We start from the raw sequence: 20,965 nt of genomic DNA, 5'->3' as shown, positions 1-20,965 counted from the left end.
TTGTCAAAAACGACCGCTTTCAAAAATAAATCGACCGCGGTCGATTTATTTTTGGTGCTGGTGAACCTTTCAAACGACCACCATCGAATAATTTTCGGTGTAGCACCAACTGAAAAAACACCATTTTTAAGTATAAAATCACTACAAATCTATTCAAAATAGACATTAAAGCAGTCAAAACTTGGCTTTATTTATCAAATTTAGCGCCCTGTAATCACCTTAAAAATTATCTTTTTCAGAGATTTTTATACACTGAAAAAACGACAAACAGTGTCAAGTTTCAAGTTCCAAGTTGAAAGATTCCAGGTTCAGTCTAAGCAAACTGAAACACAAGTATACTAGTCTACCAGTATCCCTCTCAACAAATCACCCAATCTTCAAATATAAGCTCTAGGCAGTAGGCTGTAAGCTTGAATATTTCAAATTTTTCCTTTCGAATTTTTGTGTCTAAGATCTGAAGTCTAATATCTAAGCATCTAAATAAACCGGCTTACTTTTAAAATGCGCTTGAAATGCAAAAACAAGACTGCGAGAGGATGGAGATGTAAGCATTAGTTTACGGTTGCTGGAATAGCAGGAGGCAGACTTGTTTTTAGGATTTCCAGTATTTTAAAATCGGCCTAGATTTTTTTGTTTCTTTTTTCATCAATGGAAAAAAGAATGGATTGCTGATTTGCTTGTGAAGTATCAGTTTTATCAAAAAAAACCTAGAAACGTGAAATCTATTAGCTTAATGTCACTTCGAGTGATTTTACTGATGCGGTCAGCAGTAGGAAAATTGTATCGAGAAGAAATTATCATTAGTTCTCGATACATTTATTACGCCCTTGCCGGTCGTTATAAATACTCGAACTGACAGAGTGACATTTCAAATTTTTCATTTCAAATTTATAGGTCTGAATTCTAAAATCCAATATCTCTCTATCTTCAGCAATAAGCTCTAGGCTACAGGCTCTAGGTTGTAAGCTAAATTCCAAGAGCTTCAAACATCAGTATACTAGTCTACCAGTAAACCAGTATCGCTCTCCCTAAATCTCCTTATCTTCAGCTTAAAGCAGTAAGCTAAAATCTAAGCTTCATCATAACGAGAAATTTCATGAAATATGAAATTTGGAAGTTGCTAAAAATAAAAACTCTAAAGCGAAAATTAAAGAATTGAACAAAAATCACTATTTTTGATAAATGACAAAATTAGGCCAAAATGGATATGACTGCTCAAATAAAAAATAACTTGATTTCAAGAATTAAGGAATCTAAAGATTTAAACTTTTTAAAAGCTCTTCAGGCTTTATTTGACTCATCCGAACAGGAATTATACCAATTATCTTCTCAGCAAAAAAATTCAATTTCAACTGGAAGAAAACAAATACAAAATGATCAATTTTCAAGTAATGAATCTGTAATTTTTGAAATGAAAGGATGGCTAACAAAAAAATAATTTGGTCAGATTTAGCCAAATCGCAATTTCGAGATATTCTTGAATTTTATATTGATAGAAATGAGTCTGCTACATATAGTTTAAAACTTCTTGAAGAAACAGAACATTTGTTAAAAACGCTCTCGGAAAGTGAATTTATTGGACGATTAACTTCAAATTAAGAAGCACGTGTAATACCAATGAAAGTCTATTTGATTTTTTATGAAATAAAAGAAGATACCATCGAAATCGTTTCATTCTGGGATAATAGACAAGACACAAGGAGTCAAAAACAATCATAAATAAACTGTCATTCCCCAGAAATTTATGTGGAATCTCAACAACCTCTAGGCTGTACACCTAAATAATTCAAATTTCAAATTTTCCATTTCAAATTTATAAGTCTAACATCTAAAATCCAGCGTCTATTTATCTAAATGTCACTTCGAGTGATTTCAAAAGATTCAATAAGAAGCTATTGAAATAGTAACGAGAAGTTAGTCTAATCCAATCATCATTAGTTCTCGATACATTTATTACGCCCTTGACGGTTGTAATAAACACTCGAACTGACAATATGAGGTTTCAAATTTCAAATTTCATATTTTAAATTTTTCATTTCAAATTTATAAGTCTAACATCTGAAATCCAGCATCTACTTATCTAAATGTCACTTCGAGTGATTTTACTGATGCGGTTAGCAGCAGGAAAATTGTATCGAGGAGAAATCATTAATAGTTCTCGATAGCTCTACTGAGCATAGTCGAAGTGCATTTATCACGCCCTTGCCGGTTTTAATAAACACTCGAACTGACAGCAGAATATTTAAAATTTATGAGTCTGAGATCTGAAATCTAATACCTTAATATAAAAAGAAAAACTGACTTGATTTGTGACTTAATGCTTTGAAAAGTAGGTATTTGAAAGTTCAGGAGACAATAGTCTTGAAAAAGGTTGAAATATTTTTTTTAATACCCACAGGTACAGTATGTTATATTTTTAATAGAAAACCCAAAAATCTTGGTGTGTTAAAAAAAAACATTATATTTGAACTTTAAATAAAAATATTAACCATGAAAAAATTTACACTCTTTACATTATTTTTCGCTTTTACAGCAATGGCTGTACATGCACAAGAACAAGAGGACACGTTCGATAATTTAGAATACAACAACTGGTCAATCGATTTTGGGTTTGGGGTGAATAAACCTTCAAGAAACTTATCACCGGGCGTACAGTCTGAATGGTTTGAAAACTTTTCTCTAAATCTTGGCGCACGCTATATGATTAATGACAAGTTCGGCTTGAGAGCGAGTGCAGGTTATTATGAAGTCTTATCTTCTAATGAGGTTGAGTTTGAAAACAATTTCTTTTCAGTCTCTGGTGAAGGGGTTGCTAATTTAGGGACTATCTTAGGCTTTAAACAATGGACCAATCGAATCAATTTATTGGCACATGCTGGTTTAGGCTACGGGCAAAATAATTTTGATACTAATTCTCCTAAAGATGGAGGTAAAGATGGATCTTTACATGTGATTGCTGGTTTAACACCACAAGTCAAATTGAGTGATCGTTTTGCTTTGAATCTTGATGTGTCTTACTTTGGTAACATCAGACAAGACTGGACATGGGATGGTTATTCAAGAAATTACGGTTCTGGTTTTGACGGTTCAATGGTCAATTTAAGTGTTGGCTTGTCCATATATTTAGGTGATGCTGAAAAGCATGCAGACTGGGTAGACAATTCTCCTGAAAAACGTTTTGCCTCTAAAGTTGGTGAATTAGAAAATAAATTAGACCAATTGGAACGCGATATGCAGGATGATGATAAAGATGGTGTGCCGAATTATCTTGACACAGAGCCTAATACAACTTCAGGTGTTGCAGTAAATTCTAAAGGTGAAGCCGTTGATAAAAATGATAATGGCGTGCCTGATGAAATTGAAGCTTCATTGGATAAAAAATATGCAACAAAAGAAAGAGTTGAGCAGCAAATGCGCGAAGGTGGAGCTGGCGGCGGTTTAAGCGGTGTGAAATCATTAGCCAATAATGGTTTGATTAATGTGTACTTCCAGTTTAACAGCTCTCAACCAGAGTATTATTCATTAGATGCGATCAACAGTATTGTGAAATACATGAAAGCTAACCCTGATGCACAAGCGACCTTAACAGGTTATGCTGATGAGATTGGTAACACTGCTTATAACAAAACATTGTCAGAAAATCGTGCAAAACGTGTGTATGACATTGTTATTGCAGCAGGTATTGATGAAAGTCGTTTAGACTATACTGGTGGCGGAGTTGACAGTTCAGTTGATAAGTCATCTAGTGCGGCAAGACAAATCGTAAGACGAGTTACTTTTGAACTCAAATAAATTAAATATTTTATAAAATACTAAAACCGTTGGATGTCAAACTTCCAGCGGTTTTTTTATAATCTAAATCGAAGCCGTATTTCGTAAAGTCAAATTCGTATTCAATAATGCTATTGACCTTTAGTTTTAGTGTTATATTATTAATCTGAATTAGATATGACTCTTTACTTACTTTGTGTAATGGGAGTAAGTAATGCGGAATGAGACAGATTAATTTTTGTGAGTTTGTTTGAAATAAATTTAATTTGCAGACTTGCGAGTGCTCGGACTAATGACTCATTGACGTAATGGAAGGCTTACACCAAATCTGTGGCTGTTTGTTTTTTTGAATTGGATTAAAAAAAATGCTGACAATCAGCTTTGAAATTCAGTTGCTAAAGTTACTTTTGTGATTTACAACGGCGAAGCCGTCTAGCAATTCACTTTTTAATTTAAAATAACATGGATTATTTCGTACATGAAACTTCAGTTGTTGATGACAATTGTAGTATAGGACAGGGTACCAAAATATGGCATTTTTCGCATATCATGTCGGGTGCTGTAATTGGTGAAAGCTGCAACTTGGGGCAGAATGTAGTCGTCTCCCCAGATGTGGTGTTGGGAAGAAATTGTAAGGTGCAAAACAATGTGTCTATTTATACTGGCGTAACCTGCGCAGATGATGTTTTTTTAGGACCGTCTATGGTCTTTACCAATATCATCAACCCAAGGAGTGCAGTCAACCGCCGCAATCAATACCTAGAGACTAAAGTCGGTCAAGGTGCTTCTATTGGTGCTAATGCCACTATCGTATGTGGTCATGACATTGGAAAGTATGCTTTTATCGGTGCAGGTGCAGTGGTTACCAAACCTGTTTTGGATTATGCACTTGTAGTTGGTAATCCTGCAAAGCAAATCGGTTGGGTAAGCGCCTACGGACATCGCTTGCATTTTGATGACTCAGGGCTTGGCATTTGTCCAGAAACCCAGCAACAATACAAATTAGATGCAGGAAAAGTTGTCATGCTTTAAGGCTGTTTTTTTCTTAAAAAATGCTTAATTTTACAATCTATTATAACTAGAAACAATTTTATTTTGAAAATAAAAAATTTCGCTCTAATTGGAACAGCTGGGTTTGTAGCTCCACGCCATCTTAAAGCGATAAAGGAGACTGGAAATCAGCTGGTGGCAGCTTTAGATAAGTTCGATAGTGTTGGGATTATGGATAGTTATTTTCCTGAATCTGATTTTTTTACGGAGTTCGAGCGCTTCGAGCGTTACATCTCAAAATTAAAATATGAGAATAATCATAAAGTTGATTATGTGTCGATTTGCACGCCCAATCATCTGCACGATTCCAATATTCGTTTTGCTTTAAATCAAGACGCACATGCCATTTGTGAAAAACCATTGGTGCTGAATCCCTGGAATATCGATAATTTGAGTAAAATAGAACAAGAGTCAGGAAAAAAAGTCTATACCATATTACAATTGAGGCATCATCCGAGTATTTTAGCTTTAAAAGAAAAAATTGATCAGGGTCCAGCAGATAAAATTTACGATATCGATTTGACTTATCTCACCTCACGCGGCAACTGGTATTACACCTCCTGGAAAGGCGATGAATCCAAATCTGGCGGCGTGGCGTCTAATATTGGGGTGCATTTTTATGACATGCTGAGTTGGATTTTTGGGGATGTCACCTCCAACACTGTGCATTTGCATAGCCACGATCGTGCAGCAGGCATTTTGGAATTTAAGCAAGCGCGAGTGCGTTGGTTTTTAAGCATCAATGCAGATACTTTACCTGAGCATATTAAAGCCAATGGACAAACCACTTACCGCTCTATTAAAATGGATGGTGAGGAGATTGAGTTTAGCAATGGTTTTAAAGATTTGCACACCGAAAGTTACCAGCATATTCTGGATGGTAAGGGATATGGACTTCAAGATGCCAAAACCTCTATTCAAATCATTCATGATATTCGGACAGCCGAATTGCAACCGATACGAGGTGATTACCATCCGTTTTGCAAGCTATCGCAAAGTGCACACCCGTTTGAGGTTTAAGTGATATTATGGAGATACTAAATTTAATTGGTCGACACCAAGAACTTTTTGAAAGTGATATTTCAAAACATCAAAAGCAATTATTAGAAGCCGTTAGAAACTCTTCTTTTCTTGTGCTTGGTGGCGCAGGTTCTATCGGTCAAGCGGTGACCAAAGAAATTTTTAAGCGTAAGCCGCAAAAACTTCATGTAGTTGATATTTCTGAAAATAATCTTGTAGAATTGGTTAGAGATATTCGTTCATCATTTGGATATATTGATGGTGATTTCAAAACTTTTGCACTTGACATAGGTTCGCTAGAATATGAAGCTTTTATTCAAGCAGATGGGCATTATGATTATGTATTAAACCTATCAGCATTAAAGCATGTGCGCAGTGAAAAAGATCCCTTTACATTGATGAGAATGATTGATGTCAATGTGTTTAATACCGATAAAACACTTCAGCAATCTATCGCTAAAGGCACTAAAAAGTACTTTTGTGTATCAACGGATAAAGCAGCCAATCCTGTGAATATGATGGGTGCATCCAAACGTATTATGGAAATGTTTTTAATGCGTAGAAGTCAAGATATTACAATTTCGACAGCGCGATTTGCCAATGTTGCCTTTTCTGATGGTTCATTGTTACATGGTTTTAACCAACGTATTGCCAAACGTCAGCCAATCGTCGCACCTAACGATATCAAACGTTATTTTGTAATTCCTCAAGAGGCTGGAGAACTCTGTTTAATGTCTTGTATTTTTGGAGAGAATCGTGATATTTTCTTTCCGAAGCTGAGCGAAGACTTACACCTGATTTCATTTGCAGATATTGCCATCAAATATTTGGAGATGCGAGGCTACAAAGCTTATCAGTGTAAAGATGAAGATGAAGCCAGAAGTTTAGTAGAGACATTGCCAGAGCAAGGACAATGGCCGTGCTTATTTACAAAAAGCGATACCACAGGAGAGAAGGATTTTGAAGAATTTTATACCGAAGATGAAACTTTGGATATGAAACGCTTTGAAAAGCTGGGAATCATAAAAAATGAATTAAACATAGAGAAAGACAAATTATCGCACTTTGAAAGTCAAATCAATTTGATGTGGCAAAATAAACAATGGAACAAATCTGAAATCGTTAAACTTTTTAATCAAATGATCCCAAACTTCGGACACCAAGAAACTGGAAAATATTTGGATGGGAAAATGTAGAAGCGCTTCGCGGTTTATTAACTCGCTTCGCTTTTGGTTTATTGCTCGCGAGCTCGAAGTTTATTAAGGTTTATGTTTAAATGTTTATTTGTTTAATTGATTAAAATGAAAAAATTTAGTTTTGAAAATCTAGAAGTTTGGAATGATGTTAAGTTATTGACTAAGGATATTTATATTATGACTAAATCATTTCCAGATGAAGAAAAATACGGATTGGTTAGCCAGGTTAGAAGAGCAGTAATTTCAGTTTCGTCTAATATAGCTGAAGGTTCCGCAAGAAATTCAGCTAAGGACCAGGCTCATTTTTATCAAATAGCATTTAGCAGTCTGATGGAAGTACTCAGTCAACTAATTATTTCAGTAGAACTTGAATTCATAAATAACAACCAACTAAAACTTCATCGTGAAAAAATTTCAGATATAGCATATAAATTAAATGCACTTCGATCCGCAGCATTAAAACGAACAAAAAAATAAACCATATAAACTTTTATAAACCTATAAAACGATCAACACCTAAACCCCATAAACCAAATAAACTTTTATAAACAATTCAACAACAAACAATGCAACCCAAAATCCAACAAACCATCAATTTCATAAGGAATTATTATCAAACAGAAGACTTTATTCCGTTGCATGCGCCAGTATTTAATGGCAATGAAAAGGCTTATTTAAACGAGTGTATAGATTCTACGTTTGTGTCTAGTGTTGGTAAATTTGTGGATGAGTTTGAATTGAAACTTGCTGAATATATTGGCGTAAAGAAAGCAGTGGTTTGTGTGAATGGGACGAATGCCATTCATTTGTGCTTGAAATTGGTAGGGGTGGAAGCTATGGATGAAGTCATCACGCAACCTTTAACTTTTATCGCCACAACAAATGCTATTACTTATGCCAATGCTATTCCTGTATTTGTAGATGTCGACAAAGACAGCATGGGATTATCCCCCAAATCAATGCTTGATTTTTTAAAGCGCAATACAGAAATAAAAAATAAGACCTGCTACAACAAAAATACAGGGAGACGGATTAAAGCCTGCTTGCCTATGCATACCTTTGGTCACGCCTGTCGCATAGACGAAATTAAACAGATTTGTGATGACTATCATATCGAATTAGTGGAAGATGCTGCAGAAGCGATGGGTAGTAAATACAAGGGACAACATCTAGGCAGTTTTGGCAAACTTGGCGCAATTAGCTTTAATGGCAACAAAATCATGACCACTGGCGGAGGAGGTGTGATTGTCACTAATGATGAAGCATTGGCCAAACAAGCCAAACATATCAGTACACAAGCTAAAACGCCTCATACTTGGGAATACCATCATGATGAAATTGGCTACAATTACAGAATGCCCAATTTAAATGCAGCTTTAGGTTTAGCGCAGCTAGAGCAACTTGATCAATTTTTAGAAAGTAAAAGACAACTAGCCAAAGAATATAAAACATTTTTTGAAACCCATAACATCAAAACTTTTGAAGAAAGAACCGATGAACAATCCAATTATTGGTTAAATGCTGTTATCTTAGAGTCTTTAGAAGAAAGAAATCTGTTTTTAAAAGAAATGAATGCAGCAGGTGTGATGACAAGACCGATTTGGCAGTTAATGACCAGATTAACTATGTTTCAGGATTGCCCTAAAACCAGTCTTAAAAATGCAGAATACCTTGAAGAACGCGTTGTAAACATACCGAGTAGTGTCAAATAAAAAATCTGTACTTGTTGGATATTCAGGACATGCCCTAGTGGTTGGGGATACCGCACTATCATTGGGCATTGATGTAAGCTTTTATACAGACAAAAAGCAAATTAATAATAATGTATTTGGTTTGGAATACCTAGGTTTCGAAGGCGATGAAGGCTATAAATATTGGACAACACAATATGATTATATACTCGGCATAGGCGATAATACAATTAGAGAAAAAACCGCCCAAATTCTAACTAAAAAACAACAAAGTATTTTAACTATAGAGCACCAATCCTCAAGTATTTCTAAATTTGCAAAATTAGGTTACGGCTGTTTTGTTGCCAGTCATGTCAGTGTCAATGCTATGGCGAAGATTGAAGACTTTTGTATTTTAAATACAGGTTGTATCATAGAACATGAATGTACAATCCAACAATCTGCACATATTGCACCAGGTGCAGTATTGGCGGGAAATGTAAAGATTGGACGCCGAACATTTGTTGGCGCAAATGCAGTCATTAAACAGGGCGTTAAAATTGGTGACGATGTGGTTATCGGCGCTGGATCAGTGGTTATAAATGATGTCCCTAACAATAAAACAGTAGTTGGTAACCCCGCAAAACAAATAAACAAATAAAACAATGCAGAAGACATTAATTATAGCAGAAGCAGGTGTCAACCATAACGGTAGTCTAAAAACCGCCAAGCAATTGATAGATGCTGCTGCCGATGCAAATGTTGATTATGTTAAATTTCAAACTTTTAAAGCGGACAAAATAGTTACTAAATCAGCAAAAAGAGCTACTTACCAAGATCAGAACACGAAGAATTCAGATTCTCAATTTGAAATGCTCAAAAAACTGGAGCTATCTGAAGACATGCATGTAGAGCTCATCAAGTATTGTGAATCCAAAGGCATCAAGTTTTTATCCACTGCCTTCGATTTGGAAAGTATGGATTTTCTTAAAAGTTTAGGCATAGATTTGGCTAAAATACCCTCGGGTGAGATTACCAATTTACCCTATCTTAAGAAAATAGCAGAAGTCTTTCCAAAAATCGTGATGTCTACAGGAATGGCTGACATCGAAGAAATCAAAGCCGCTTATCAAGTTTTGATCAATCATGGGGCTACACCAGAATCTATCAGCATACTGCATTGCAACACAGAATATCCCACACCAATGGAAGATGTGAATTTAAAAGCCATGCTTCACATTAAAAATGAATTGAACACTGAAATTGGCTACTCAGACCATACGCTAGGCATAGAAGTTCCAATTGCTGCGGTGGCGCTTGGCGCAAGGGTGATAGAAAAGCATTTTACCTTAGACAGAAACCTGCCTGGTCCAGACCATGCAGCATCTCTAGAGCCTGATGAATTAAAAGCGATGGTAAAGGCGATCAGAAATATAGAACAAGCGATGAGTGGAAGCGGCATTAAAGAGACTTCTAAATCTGAAGCCAAAAATAAAGCCATTGCCAGAAAAAGCCTTATGGCCTCAAAATACATTCAAAAAGGGGAGAAGTTTACAGAAGAAAATATGACAATCAAACGCCCAGGCACAGGTATTTCTCCTATGAAATATGATGAAGTATTGGGATTAACAGCATCAAAAGATTTTGATGAAGACCAATTATTAGAAATCTGATGAAAAAAGTTTGCGTCATAACTGGAACTCGTGCAGAGTACGGATTGCTAAAGCCCTTGTTGCATAAGATCAAGATTTCAAAACAACTTGAACTGCAGCTCATCGCAACTGCAATGCATTTGTCTCCAGATTTTGGAATGACAATTCAAGAAATTACTAAGGATGGCTTTGAAATAGATAAGCGTATAGAATGTCTGTTGGCTTCAGATACCGCAGTTGGTGTATCAAAATCGATGGGTTTAGCACAAATTTCAATGGCTGAAGCATTTGAAGAATTAAGTCCTGATGCAGTTATCATTTTAGGAGATCGGTCTGAAATACTTGCAGCAGCAAGTGCAGCAATGATTGCCAATATACCAATTGCACATATCCACGGAGGCGAAACAACTGAAGGCGCTTATGATGAAGCCATTCGACATGCTGTCACCAAAATGAGCTATTGGCATTTCACTTCAACAGAAACATATAGACAACGTGTAATTCAATTGGGAGAACATCCAAATCGAGTCTTTAATGTTGGCGCAATTGGATTAGATTCAATCAAAGAATTGAACCTGCTCAGCAAAAAAGAGTTTGAAGCTGCAATTGATTTTAAACTCAACAGAAAAACAGTTTTAGTCACTTATCACCCTGTGACCCTTGAATCTCAATCAGCAGAAGAAGAGTTTAATAAAATTCTAAATGCACTAGACAAAATTGAAGATTTGAATATGATTTTCACGCATGCCAACTCTGATAAAGGAGGGAGAATTATTAATCAGATGATAAAAGCCTATGTGCAAAAAAATAGTCATAAATCAGTTGAATTTAAATCACTAGGGCAATTACGCTATCTTTCCGCATTGAAACATATCGATGCCGTAGTTGGCAATTCTTCCAGTGGAATTTTAGAAGTTCCGTATTTTAATATCCCAAGCATTGATATAGGAGACCGTCAAAAAGGCAGAGTTGCTCCGCTAAGTGTCATTCATACAAATACTGACACTGAAGCCATTTATAAATCCGTAAAAAAAGCTTTAAGTGATCAGTTTATGGATGAAATTTCAAACCAAAAACAAATTTATGGTGAAGGTCAAGCCTCTGGAAAAATTATAAAAGTTCTGACTGACACAAATCCAATCAACCTGAAAAAGAAGTTTTACGATTTAAATTCTAATTGATGAATATAGACAATCTAAGTATAGCTCAAGATAAAACCTTAATTGAAGCTTTAGGTCAGCTAAATAGGCTTTTGTATGTAGATACAATCAGCAGATTAATTTTATTTGTCGTTGACAACAATGAAGCAGTTGTTGGAACAATAACGGACGGAGATGTGAGGCGGGCTTTGGTAAAACATAAGGATTTGAATTTAAGTGTCGGCGATATCTGCAATCCCAACTACATATTTGAATATGAAACCAAAGATTTTCTAGACTTAACCACCTATCGAAAAAAAGACATCAAGATATTGCCAATGCTAAACGCGAAAAAGCAATTGGTAAGAATCATTGATTTAGATAAGATCAAAGCGCAATTGCCTTTGGAATGTATGATTATGGCTGGCGGTCGTGGTAAGCGCTTGAGTCCTTTAACAGACAGCATTCCTAAACCGATGTTGCCTTTGGGTGATAAGCCAATTATTGAGCATAATATAGACCGCTTAATCAGTTATGGAATTCAAAAAATTTATATTTCAGTAAAATATTTAGGAGAGCAAATACAAGACTATTTCGGGGATGGTAGCAGTAAAGGCATCACAATAGAGTATATTTGGGAAGATGAACCTTTGGGAACCGCTGGGGCCTTGTCATTAGTTGATAATTTTGAAACAGAGCATATTCTTTTGATGAATAGTGATTTGTTTACAAATGTGGATTTCGAAGACATGTATGTAAAGCTGATCAACGAGAAAGCAGATATGGCTATTGCCTCTACAGAATATAAAATTGATATTCCGTATGCTATTTTAGAAGAAGAACAAGGTTATATTCAATCATTCAAAGAAAAACCAAGCTATATTTACCATTCGAATGCCGGGATTTATATTTTATCAAAAGAATTAATTAATAAAATCCCAAACAATCAATTTTATGACATTACTGATTTGATGGATGAAATTTTAGCAGAAGGCAAAAACTTAATCCATTCTCCAATTATTGGCTATTGGATTGATATTGGTAAACCAATAGATTATAAACAAGCTCAAGAATTCATAAAACATTTAGAATGAATTTAGTTGTAATTCCAGCTAGGGGTGGGTCTAAAGGTGTGCCAAAGAAAAATATCAAACTCTTAGGCAACAAACCTTTAATACAATACACTATTGAAGCGGCAAGAGCAGTATTTAGCGATTTTGAAATTTTGGTTTCTACGGATGATCCAGAAATAAAACAAGTTGTAGAAAACTTAGGACTGAAAGTACCATTCCTTAGACCAAAAGAGTTAGCTACGGACACCGCTGGCACTTATGAAGTTTTACTACATGCCTTAGATTATTTTGAAACCACCTATAGTAAACCAGAAAAAATGATTTTGCTTCAACCGACATCGCCATTTCGCAGAGCAGAGCATGTAAAATCAGCCTTAGAATTGTATTCTAACGACTTGGATATGGTAGTTTCTGTCAAGGAAACCAAAGCCAACCCTTATTATGTGTTGAGAGAAGAAGATGAAAATGGTTTTTTAGTGAAATCCAAACAATATAATGCAACCCGACGACAAGATGTACCAAAGGTTTGGGAATTGAACGGTGCCATCTATATTATTAACCCTGAATCTTTGAGATCAAAGCCTATGCATGAGTTTAGTAGAGTGAATAAATATGTAATGGATGAACGTTCATCGCATGATATTGATACGATGTTGGATTGGATTGTTGCTGAAAACATAAGATAATGAAGCTTTTAAACTTCTTAAAATTTCGAAAAAGCAAGCTTTTTAAAGAAAGTGCCGCTTATACTGTAATTAATATCTTAGTTAAGGTTGTTCCCTTTTTAATACTACCTATTATTACTCGAATTCTCCCTAAAGAAGAGGTAGGTATATATGTTTTGTATCAAGCTGTTTATTTGATTTTTGTTCCAATATTGACATTAAACCTACAAAATGCAGTCATGCTTAACTTCTTCAAACTTGAGAAGGAAAAATTCAAAAGGTATTTTTCGAATTCTATTGTTTTGTTTTTTTTATTCTTTTTACTAATAACGCTAATAATTTATTTATTTAAAACACAAATAATATCAATTGCAGATATACCTACTGATGCATTTTTTATTTTGGTTATTATTATTTTCAGTTTTTTCTTTGTTGATTTACGCGCACTTCTATGGCGTAACGAACATAAAATTTTAAATTTTGGTATATTCCAAATAACATTGACAATCGTTAAAAACGTGACAGGCCTTATTCTAATCTATTTTTATGATTTTAACTGGTTGGGAATTATATACGGACACTTGGTTGGTTATTCTATATATGCGCTTTTTGCACTCTTTTCATTTAAAAAAGATGGGTTGTTTAAATTTGAATTTGAAGAATTTAGCAAACAAAGTAAAGACGCTTTAAGAATATCAGTTCCACTATCTTTACACAAAATTTCTGCATGGTTTGGTTCGACAGTTAACAGGATAATAATAGCTGATAAAATGGGGGCTAAATTTACCGCTAAATTTGGAATCGGTTCCACCTTTTTCACAATTGGAACAGTTTTATTTGATGCACTAAACAAAGCTTATGTCCCCGCACTTTTTGAAAAACTTGCTCTAAATACAAGATCTAGTTTGCTCACTATTCGTAAAATGATTTTCGCTTATTACGGCGTGATAATTTTAATAACTGTTGGTTTAGCATTGTTTGGATATTTAACAGTTGGAATTATTTTTGGGGCAGATTACGAAAACACAAAGTACTTTTTGGTACCACTAACGATATCTGCAGGAATAAATGGATTATATAAAATACATATAAATTTTATTCTTTTTCAAAAAAAAACCTACTTAATACTTATTATTTCTTTAATTGCAGGCGTACTAAATATTCCTATTGCTATATATTTAATAGTAAATTATGGTTTAATTGGTGCAGCTTATGCATTACTTATAACAAACACTATCTATTACATACTGTCAGTTATTTTAAGTATAAAGACCTTTAAATCAGTTTTATGTTAAAATCAATAAAAAAAACAAGAAACAAACTAAAGAAATTTTATTGGACAGCAAAAGCCAAAAAAAAAGTAAAGCAGTATAATGGTGAAATCCATGTCAATGGAAAATCTTATTTTTCAAGTAAAACAACTTTAGGAAACAATGTTCACTTTAACGGTATTAAAGTTATCGGTAATGGAAAGGTTTCAATTGGGGATAACTTCCATTCTGGCTGGGGTGTTGTTTTATTAACCCATTACCATAATTATAAAAGTAAGCAATCAATACCTTATGATAATACTTATATAGTACGTGATATTATTATAGAAGATAACGTTTGGTTTGGTATAAATATTACTGTCATGGCAGGAGTAACTATAGGAGAAGGCGCAATAATTCAAGCTGGTAGTGTAGTTGTCAATGATATTCCAGCATATTCAATTGCAGGAGGTCATCCTGCAAAAGTCTTTAGTAAACGAGATGTAGAATCCTATCAAATATTAAAAAATGAAGGAAAATTTTTTTAATTGGTCTAAAGAGGAAATCCTTCGTCTTAATTATAATTTTCATCCACCATTTAAATTGTTGGAAAAATTTACTTTTAGAAAAAACAAGAAATATCTGATTCAAAGCATATTTCTATTTTTTTCAACCTATATCAAAGCCCTAGGACGAGCGAAGATTAATCAAAAATATAAAACAAGAGAAATTCTATTCTGGTCCGGATCGCAGAATAACGATAAAGTTTTGTACCCTATTTATGAACAACTAAAACATAAGAGCCAATACCTCTCAAAAAATCATGATTTAAGAATACCCAAACACCAAGCGTATTTGTTAAGCTTGCCTTACTTTTTTAAAGCACTGCAAATTTGGAACTCATCAGAAGGCTACCATCGAAAAATATTCACCGCCTATTTTGATTATGTTTGGTTAAGTTTTGGGTATTATAAAATGGTTAGTAAAATTTTGAAAAAAAATAAACCTGAATTGGTTGTAATTTCTAATGATCACATTCTTTTCGGAAGAACTGTAATAGAGTGTGCAAAAAAACTTAAAATAAAATCATTATACGTTCAACATGCTGGTACGGCAGAACATTTCCCTCCTTTACAAATGGATTATGCGTTTTTGGATGGAGAAATTTCATATAATAAATACAAATCTCATGGATATAAAAATAGTGCGAAAGTATACCAGCTTGGATCACCAAGATTTGATGAAATAGTTAGAATTCGATTTCAACGTACAACAACTGGAAAAATTGGTATTGCTGTAAATAAGGTCGATGACTTCAAAAAAGTTTCATCCTATTTAAAAATGGCGGCGCAAAATAATCAGTTAATTTTGCGGGTACATCCAGCTATAAAAGGGAATGAATTTGATAGGTATAACTCACTCTGCAAAGAATATGGAGTAACTTTATCAGTTCCAAACAAAGATTCAATTTATGACTTTTTGAAAAATATTGATTTATTGCTCGCTTGTGAAAGTTATATTCATTTCGAAGCTGTTTTATCAGGTATTCCATCATATTACCTTGAATTTTATAATGAAGTTATGGATAGCTATGGATTTTTAAAAGAAAATTTTATAAAAAAAGTTTCTCTTAGTATAGATCCATCAAATCATAATATGTTATTGAACGAATCGCATGAAACATATCTTCAAAAAAATATTGCAAACCTAGACATCCTAAGAAATAACGAAGATTGGAGCACTGTTAAAGATTATACCAGAATTATTCAATCCGAAATACTAGACTAATGATTTTAATTCTTGTAACACTATCCTTGGGATTAGCGACTATTCTTTGGAGACCATACCTATCTATAACAGTGATTTTGTTGCATGCTTTTGTAATCAATTGGTTTGCTGTTAAATTTTTTCCTATTTCATTTGGTTTATATGGAAGTGTAGGGACTCTATTACTTTACTTCCCTATAATTTTGCTTTACTTTAGAGGAGATAAAATTATTAGGAAGTATTTTCATATTTATTTAGTATTCATATTATTGTTCTTTTTATGGATGTACCTTATAAGTCAATATCATGGAGTTTCATGGATGAAGTATTTCATGTTTTTTAGAAATCATTTTCATTATTTTCTTATATTTCCATTAACTATTTATACTATTCAGCGTAAAAATTATAAATGGATTATTTATCCAGTTATAGGAATTCTCATCATTCAAATCATTCTTTTCAGTATACAAATGGCTATTCCAAGCTTTCAAAACTATCTTATAGTTGAGTTTAGACTAACAACTGATGGTTTGATAAGACTTGTATCGGAAGCCTTATTGCGTGGAAAAACTTTTGTAGGAACCTTTTTGAGACCTGCAAATATTGGTAACTTTTTAGCTATTGTTATTCCTTCTTTTTATCTTTTAAAGATTTTAAGGATATTAAGGATCAAAAGAACTTTTTTTTATTTAATAATCATTTTTTTAGTTTCTATACTTTTATATACAGGCATAAGAACTTCTTTTGTAACTTTTATAATAATCTCGGCAGGGGTTTTATTTATTTTAAATAAAAAAACATTTACCTTTTTTGTAGTTTCTGCTACAATTTTACTAGTAGTTGTATTGCCAACAATAAAAAGTTTATCTTCTGAATATAATCGTGAAAAGAGTTTTGAAAATCCATTATCTAGAATTTCTTTTTTGTTTGAGACTACAGAACGTGAAACGATAACTGAAGAAACAACTGTTTCTCGTACTGCAAACATGTTAGAGCATTATGAAAGTTTTATTTGGGGAAATAGCCATTATACGGCAGGTGGTTTCTATAAAGGTATATCAAGTATTACAGATGCTACTTTAGCTTTTAATTTTATAGAGTATGGTATTATTACATTTTTACTGACACTTGTTTTATTTATATATCCGATTAAAATAATCTATACTCAATCAAAAAGATTTTTCTACTTAAGTCTTGTATTCTTTATTGGTGTCTTGTTTCAGACCGTTACCGACCAGGGGTTGTTTACTAACTATTCATCAATTCCACTTTTTATTATCTTAGGATTGCTTTATGTCTACACTATAAAACAAAAAAATGAAATTTAGATCACACCTTATTATAATCCCATTTTATAATGAAGAAAATTATTTAGAAAAATGTCTAAACAGTATACTAAATCAGTCGTTGCTTCCATCGAATCTTATACTTGTAGATGATAATTCATCTGATAATTCTACAGAAATTGCTAAAAAGTTTGCTAAAGATTATGAATGGATTAAATATTATAGAAATTCCTCGGCTGACAAAAAGGAACAAGGAGTTAAAGTTATTAAGGCGTTCAATTTTGGTTTAGAACAAGTCGAGCTGGCTGATTATATATTTATTTCAAAGTTAGATGCCGATTTAGAATTTCCTAAGAATTATTTTGAAACTGTTATAACTGCATTTGATAATCCTAGAGTAGGTTTAGCAGGAGGTATTATTGAAGAATTTAAAAATAATTCATGGGTAGCTATACCTCAAGCGTCCTACCATATAAGAGGAGCCTTAAAGACCTATAGAGTTAAGTGTTTTAAAGAAATTGGTGGCTTTATGCCTGTTCTTGGTTGGGATGGATTAGATGAAATGAAATCATTTTATTATGGTTGGGAAAGTAAGATAATCGAGGAAAAAGTCAAACATTTTAGAGCGGCAGATTCAGACCATAACAAATTAGGTTTGAGTTATAGGCGAGGAATTGCAAAATATCAAAATGGAAGTGGTTTCTTACAGATTTTTTTTAGATCCATTAAGAGTTTGTTAAAAAAACCATATATTTTGTTAGGTATAAGCTTCTTTTTTGGTTATATGTTTGCTTTTATTTCTAGAAAGCCAAGAAATGTATCAAAGGATATGTCATCCTTTATTCAAAAATTTCAAAGATCAAGATTAAAATTATTTAAATGAAAAAAATCAAGTAAAAATATACTAATAATAATAAAATTCAGACAAACACTTAGAAGTTTGATTGTCTTATAAGTTAAAATATAAAAAAAATATAAATGAAGGTATTATTTCATTTAGGTCATCCAGCACATTTTCATTTATTCAAAAATGTAATTTCTTCTCTGACCAGCAATGGACACGATGTTTTAGTTGCCATAAAAAAGAAAGATGTGCTTGAAGACTTGGTTATAAGTGCTGGGATTAAGTATAAAAATATTCTTCCTGCTGGTAGAAAAGATGGTAAAATAAATGTTGCTTTTGGTCAACTTAAGCAGAGTGTAAAACTTTACTTAGTTGCTAGAAAATTTAAGCCTGAACTCCTAATAGGCACATCCGTGTCTATTTCTCATGTTGGTAAAACTCTGAATATTCCATCACTAAATTTTAATGAAGATGATGCGAATGTCGTCCCATTATATGCTAGATTAGCCTATCCTGGGGCTACACATATAATTACACCAAATATTTGTTCAGTTGGTAAATGGGACATGAAAAAAATTGGATATGAAGGATATCATGAATTAGCTTATCTTCATCCAAGTAATTTTACAGCATCAAGAGAAATAGCCTGTAAATATGTTGATATCAATCAACCCTACTTTATCATAAGATTTGCAAAATTAACGGCTCATCATGATGATGGAATTACTGGTATTACAAAAAATATTGCCATTAAATTAATAAATTACTTGTTAGAATATGGTAATGTTTATATTACAAGTGAAAGAGTGTTGGAGCAATCTTTAGAAAAATATAGATTGCCAGTTGCTCCTAAAGACATGCATCATGTGATGAACTATGCTTCAATTTATATTGGTGATAGTCAAACAATGGCCGCTGAATCGGGAGTTTTAGGAGTTCCTTTTATTAGGATTAACGACTTTGTTGGTAGAATTAATTATCTTAAAGAACTTGAAGAAAAGTACGAATTAGGTTTCGGTTTCAAGCCAGAAGACAGTATAAAAGCTGTTGAGAAAGTTGAAGAACTACTCAATACTGAAAATTTGAAGGAAATTTTTAATATTAGAAAGCAAAATATGTTGTCAGATAAAATAGACGTAGCAAAATTTATAACTTGGTTGATAGTTAATTATCCAAAAAGTACAAGTCTAATACAATCAAATCCAGAACTATTTAATAATTTCAAATAATATGAGAATAACACTAATAGCTGGTGCACGTCCAAATTTCATGAAAATAGCTCCGATTGTTCATGCTATAAAAAATGCTCAAAAAAATGGCGAAAATATAAACTACCGTTTGGTACATACTGGGCAACATTATGATAAGAAAATGTCGGGTGATTTTTTTGAACAGCTAGAAATACCTGAACCTGATGTAAACTTGGCATGTGGAGGTGGAACACAAGCTCAGCAAACAGCTAATATTATGATTGGCTTTGAAAAAGAGTTGTTGAAGAATCCAGCAGAACTTGTCTTAGTAGTGGGAGATGTTACTTCTACGATGGCTTGTGCAATTACAGCGCAAAAATTAAATACAAAAGTGGCGCATGTAGAAGGTGGAATTCGTTCTCATGATTGGACGATGCCTGAAGAAATAAATCGTTTAGTTACTGATGCGATTACAAATTACTTCTTTACAACCTCAAAACTCGCTAATAATAATTTAATACAAAGTGGGGTGTTAAAAGAACAAATTTTTTTTGTTGGAAACACCATGATAGATACATTACTCAAACAACGTCCTAGATTTAGAAAACCACCAATTTGGGATCAACTTGATTTACGAGATAAAGAATATATCGTTATGACTTTACATCGTCCCTCAAATGTTGATGAAGAAGAAAAACTTAAGGATTTAATCAATGAAATTATTAAGCATTCAAATGGATTACCTCTAATATTTCCTGTACATCCTAGAACTGCTAAAATTTTAAAGAGCCTTGGCATTAATCATCCACATTTATACCTTATAGAGCCACTAGGTTACCTAGAGTTTAATTATTTGACAGAACGTTCAAAAGCTGTTGTTACTGATTCTGGAGGAATCACAGAAGAAACAACAGTTATGGGTGTGCCGTGTATTACACTTAGAGAAAACACCGAACGTCCAGAAACAGTGACACAAGGAACAAATGAATTGATAGGAACTAACCCAAAAGCTATTCAACCCGCTTTTGAAAAATTGTTTTCAGGAAATTGGAAAAAAGGGAGTGCTCTCGAACTTTGGGATGGTCAAACAGCAACTAGGATTGTTGATCATATTTTGAAAATTTATAATTAACCCATTTCATATTTACAAGTAACGCTGGAATGATAATACTTTGTTGTGGACTAAAGAATTGCTATTGCAAAATACCAAAAATGTGGTCAAACGCTTTTTGGTGTCAAGATAGGTTTATTTATTTCAAATTTTGAATTTGATATTTCAAATTTAAGAACCGAATGTCACTTCGAGCCTGCCCGACTGGGTCATTCAGGCGAGTGATTTTACTGATGCGGTCAGCAGCAGGAAAATAGTATCGAGAAGTGATTCCAACTTAG

Annotated in this window: 20 protein-coding genes; all 20 read left to right on the top strand. The window is 33.4% G+C overall.

The annotated features are described in order from the left end of the window. Nucleotides 1-1,201 precede the first annotated feature (1,201 nt). The 20 genes from EIG86_RS04675 (at nucleotide 1,202) to wecB (ending at nucleotide 20,705) form a co-directional block, all read left to right on the top strand. Nucleotides 1,202-1,438 carry a hypothetical protein gene (locus EIG86_RS04675; RefSeq protein ID WP_127844998.1) on the top strand — a complete coding sequence of 79 codons (237 nt, stop codon included), beginning with the start codon at nucleotides 1,202-1,204 and terminating at the stop codon, nucleotides 1,436-1,438. Continuing rightward, the gene (locus tag EIG86_RS14210) at nucleotides 1,420-1,599 is read left to right on the top strand and encodes a hypothetical protein (RefSeq protein WP_205030459.1); all 180 of its coding nucleotides are present in this window, start codon (nucleotides 1,420-1,422) and stop codon (nucleotides 1,597-1,599) included. Before EIG86_RS04675 ends, EIG86_RS14210 begins: the two co-directional genes overlap by 19 nt. Before the next feature lie 891 nt (nucleotides 1,600-2,490). After that, nucleotides 2,491-3,792, top strand: coding sequence for an OmpA family protein (locus EIG86_RS04665; RefSeq protein WP_127844997.1), 1,302 nt, complete (start codon nucleotides 2,491-2,493; stop codon nucleotides 3,790-3,792). 441 nt (nucleotides 3,793-4,233) lie between these two features. Further along, on the top strand, nucleotides 4,234-4,803 hold the full coding sequence (locus EIG86_RS04660; protein ID WP_127844996.1) for an acyltransferase: 570 nt from the start codon (nucleotides 4,234-4,236) through the stop codon (nucleotides 4,801-4,803). Nucleotides 4,804-4,872: 69 nt separating this feature from the next. Beyond that, on the top strand, nucleotides 4,873-5,841 hold the full coding sequence (locus tag EIG86_RS04655; RefSeq protein ID WP_127845000.1) for a Gfo/Idh/MocA family protein: 969 nt from the start codon (nucleotides 4,873-4,875) through the stop codon (nucleotides 5,839-5,841). A gap of 8 nt (nucleotides 5,842-5,849) precedes the next feature. Continuing rightward, nucleotides 5,850-7,037: a UDP-N-acetylglucosamine 4,6-dehydratase gene (locus tag EIG86_RS04650; RefSeq protein ID WP_205030458.1), complete on the top strand. Its 1,188-nt coding sequence runs from the start codon at nucleotides 5,850-5,852 to the stop codon at nucleotides 7,035-7,037. A 105-nt stretch (nucleotides 7,038-7,142) separates the two neighbouring features. After that, a complete protein-coding gene (locus tag EIG86_RS04645) occupies nucleotides 7,143-7,514 on the top strand; it encodes a four helix bundle protein (protein ID WP_127844994.1) in 372 nt (123 codons plus the stop codon). An 89-nt stretch (nucleotides 7,515-7,603) separates the two neighbouring features. After that, complete coding sequence (locus EIG86_RS04640; protein ID WP_192901706.1) at nucleotides 7,604-8,749, top strand: LegC family aminotransferase; 1,146 nt, start codon at nucleotides 7,604-7,606, stop codon at nucleotides 8,747-8,749. After that, complete coding sequence (locus EIG86_RS04635; RefSeq protein ID WP_127844993.1) at nucleotides 8,739-9,368, top strand: acetyltransferase; 630 nt, start codon at nucleotides 8,739-8,741, stop codon at nucleotides 9,366-9,368. The genes EIG86_RS04640 and EIG86_RS04635 overlap by 11 nt, the downstream gene beginning before the upstream one ends. Nucleotides 9,369-9,372: 4 nt before the next feature. Continuing rightward, nucleotides 9,373-10,380: an N-acetylneuraminate synthase gene (gene neuB / locus EIG86_RS04630; RefSeq protein ID WP_127844992.1), complete on the top strand. Its 1,008-nt coding sequence runs from the start codon at nucleotides 9,373-9,375 to the stop codon at nucleotides 10,378-10,380. After that, nucleotides 10,380-11,540, top strand: a complete 1,161-nt coding sequence (neuC, locus tag EIG86_RS04625; RefSeq protein ID WP_127844991.1) for a UDP-N-acetylglucosamine 2-epimerase — start codon at nucleotides 10,380-10,382, stop codon at nucleotides 11,538-11,540. The genes neuB and neuC overlap by 1 nt, the downstream gene beginning before the upstream one ends. Further along, complete coding sequence (locus EIG86_RS04620; RefSeq protein WP_127844990.1) at nucleotides 11,540-12,592, top strand: nucleotidyltransferase family protein; 1,053 nt, start codon at nucleotides 11,540-11,542, stop codon at nucleotides 12,590-12,592. Before neuC ends, EIG86_RS04620 begins: the two co-directional genes overlap by 1 nt. Next, complete coding sequence (locus tag EIG86_RS04615; RefSeq protein ID WP_127844989.1) at nucleotides 12,589-13,257, top strand: acylneuraminate cytidylyltransferase family protein; 669 nt, start codon at nucleotides 12,589-12,591, stop codon at nucleotides 13,255-13,257. The genes EIG86_RS04620 and EIG86_RS04615 overlap by 4 nt, the downstream gene beginning before the upstream one ends. After that, nucleotides 13,257-14,531 carry a lipopolysaccharide biosynthesis protein gene (locus tag EIG86_RS04610; RefSeq protein WP_127844988.1) on the top strand — a complete coding sequence of 425 codons (1,275 nt, stop codon included), beginning with the start codon at nucleotides 13,257-13,259 and terminating at the stop codon, nucleotides 14,529-14,531. The genes EIG86_RS04615 and EIG86_RS04610 overlap by 1 nt, the downstream gene beginning before the upstream one ends. Continuing rightward, a complete protein-coding gene (locus EIG86_RS04605) occupies nucleotides 14,525-15,034 on the top strand; it encodes an acyltransferase (protein WP_127844987.1) in 510 nt (169 codons plus the stop codon). Before EIG86_RS04610 ends, EIG86_RS04605 begins: the two co-directional genes overlap by 7 nt. Further along, nucleotides 15,015-16,274, top strand: a complete 1,260-nt coding sequence (locus EIG86_RS04600; protein ID WP_127844986.1) for a hypothetical protein — start codon at nucleotides 15,015-15,017, stop codon at nucleotides 16,272-16,274. Before EIG86_RS04605 ends, EIG86_RS04600 begins: the two co-directional genes overlap by 20 nt. Then, on the top strand, nucleotides 16,274-17,581 hold the full coding sequence (locus EIG86_RS04595) for an oligosaccharide repeat unit polymerase (RefSeq protein ID WP_127844985.1): 1,308 nt from the start codon (nucleotides 16,274-16,276) through the stop codon (nucleotides 17,579-17,581). Before EIG86_RS04600 ends, EIG86_RS04595 begins: the two co-directional genes overlap by 1 nt. Continuing rightward, on the top strand, nucleotides 17,571-18,422 hold the full coding sequence (locus tag EIG86_RS04590; protein ID WP_127844984.1) for a glycosyltransferase family 2 protein: 852 nt from the start codon (nucleotides 17,571-17,573) through the stop codon (nucleotides 18,420-18,422). Before EIG86_RS04595 ends, EIG86_RS04590 begins: the two co-directional genes overlap by 11 nt. Nucleotides 18,423-18,517: 95 nt before the next feature. After that, the gene (locus EIG86_RS04585; RefSeq protein ID WP_127844983.1) at nucleotides 18,518-19,612 is read left to right on the top strand and encodes a DUF354 domain-containing protein; all 1,095 of its coding nucleotides are present in this window, start codon (nucleotides 18,518-18,520) and stop codon (nucleotides 19,610-19,612) included. 1 nt (nucleotide 19,613) lies between these two features. Continuing rightward, entirely contained in the window at nucleotides 19,614-20,705 is a 1,092-nt protein-coding gene (wecB, locus tag EIG86_RS04580; protein ID WP_127844982.1) for a non-hydrolyzing UDP-N-acetylglucosamine 2-epimerase, read from the top strand. Nucleotides 20,706-20,965: the final 260 nt, after the last annotated feature.

This window comes from Psychroflexus aestuariivivens (genome assembly GCF_004010055.1).
GTDB lineage: Bacteria > Bacteroidota > Bacteroidia > Flavobacteriales > Flavobacteriaceae > Psychroflexus > Psychroflexus aestuariivivens.
This window is presented reverse-complemented; position numbering and strand designations above follow the sequence as displayed.

What these genes read in the sequence shown, in the direction of transcription:
- EIG86_RS04675 (WP_127844998.1), top strand. Translation starts at nt 1,202, where the DNA reads ATGGATATGACTGCTCAAATAAAAAATAACTTGATTTCAAGAATTAAG.
- EIG86_RS14210 (WP_205030459.1), top strand. Translation starts at nt 1,420, where the DNA reads ATGGCTAACAAAAAAATAATTTGGTCAGATTTAGCCAAATCGCAATTT.
- EIG86_RS04665 (WP_127844997.1), top strand. Translation starts at nt 2,491, where the DNA reads ATGAAAAAATTTACACTCTTTACATTATTTTTCGCTTTTACAGCAATG.
- EIG86_RS04660 (WP_127844996.1), top strand. Translation starts at nt 4,234, where the DNA reads ATGGATTATTTCGTACATGAAACTTCAGTTGTTGATGACAATTGTAGT.
- EIG86_RS04650 (WP_205030458.1), top strand. Translation starts at nt 5,850, where the DNA reads ATGGAGATACTAAATTTAATTGGTCGACACCAAGAACTTTTTGAAAGT.
- EIG86_RS04645 (WP_127844994.1), top strand. Translation starts at nt 7,143, where the DNA reads ATGAAAAAATTTAGTTTTGAAAATCTAGAAGTTTGGAATGATGTTAAG.
- EIG86_RS04640 (WP_192901706.1), top strand. Translation starts at nt 7,604, where the DNA reads ATGCAACCCAAAATCCAACAAACCATCAATTTCATAAGGAATTATTAT.
- neuB (WP_127844992.1), top strand. Translation starts at nt 9,373, where the DNA reads ATGCAGAAGACATTAATTATAGCAGAAGCAGGTGTCAACCATAACGGT.
- neuC (WP_127844991.1), top strand. Translation starts at nt 10,380, where the DNA reads ATGAAAAAAGTTTGCGTCATAACTGGAACTCGTGCAGAGTACGGATTG.
- EIG86_RS04620 (WP_127844990.1), top strand. Translation starts at nt 11,540, where the DNA reads ATGAATATAGACAATCTAAGTATAGCTCAAGATAAAACCTTAATTGAA.
- EIG86_RS04615 (WP_127844989.1), top strand. Translation starts at nt 12,589, where the DNA reads ATGAATTTAGTTGTAATTCCAGCTAGGGGTGGGTCTAAAGGTGTGCCA.
- EIG86_RS04610 (WP_127844988.1), top strand. Translation starts at nt 13,257, where the DNA reads ATGAAGCTTTTAAACTTCTTAAAATTTCGAAAAAGCAAGCTTTTTAAA.
- EIG86_RS04605 (WP_127844987.1), top strand. Translation starts at nt 14,525, where the DNA reads ATGTTAAAATCAATAAAAAAAACAAGAAACAAACTAAAGAAATTTTAT.
- EIG86_RS04600 (WP_127844986.1), top strand. Translation starts at nt 15,015, where the DNA reads ATGAAGGAAAATTTTTTTAATTGGTCTAAAGAGGAAATCCTTCGTCTT.
- EIG86_RS04595 (WP_127844985.1), top strand. Translation starts at nt 16,274, where the DNA reads ATGATTTTAATTCTTGTAACACTATCCTTGGGATTAGCGACTATTCTT.
- EIG86_RS04590 (WP_127844984.1), top strand. Translation starts at nt 17,571, where the DNA reads ATGAAATTTAGATCACACCTTATTATAATCCCATTTTATAATGAAGAA.
- EIG86_RS04585 (WP_127844983.1), top strand. Translation starts at nt 18,518, where the DNA reads ATGAAGGTATTATTTCATTTAGGTCATCCAGCACATTTTCATTTATTC.
- wecB (WP_127844982.1), top strand. Translation starts at nt 19,614, where the DNA reads ATGAGAATAACACTAATAGCTGGTGCACGTCCAAATTTCATGAAAATA.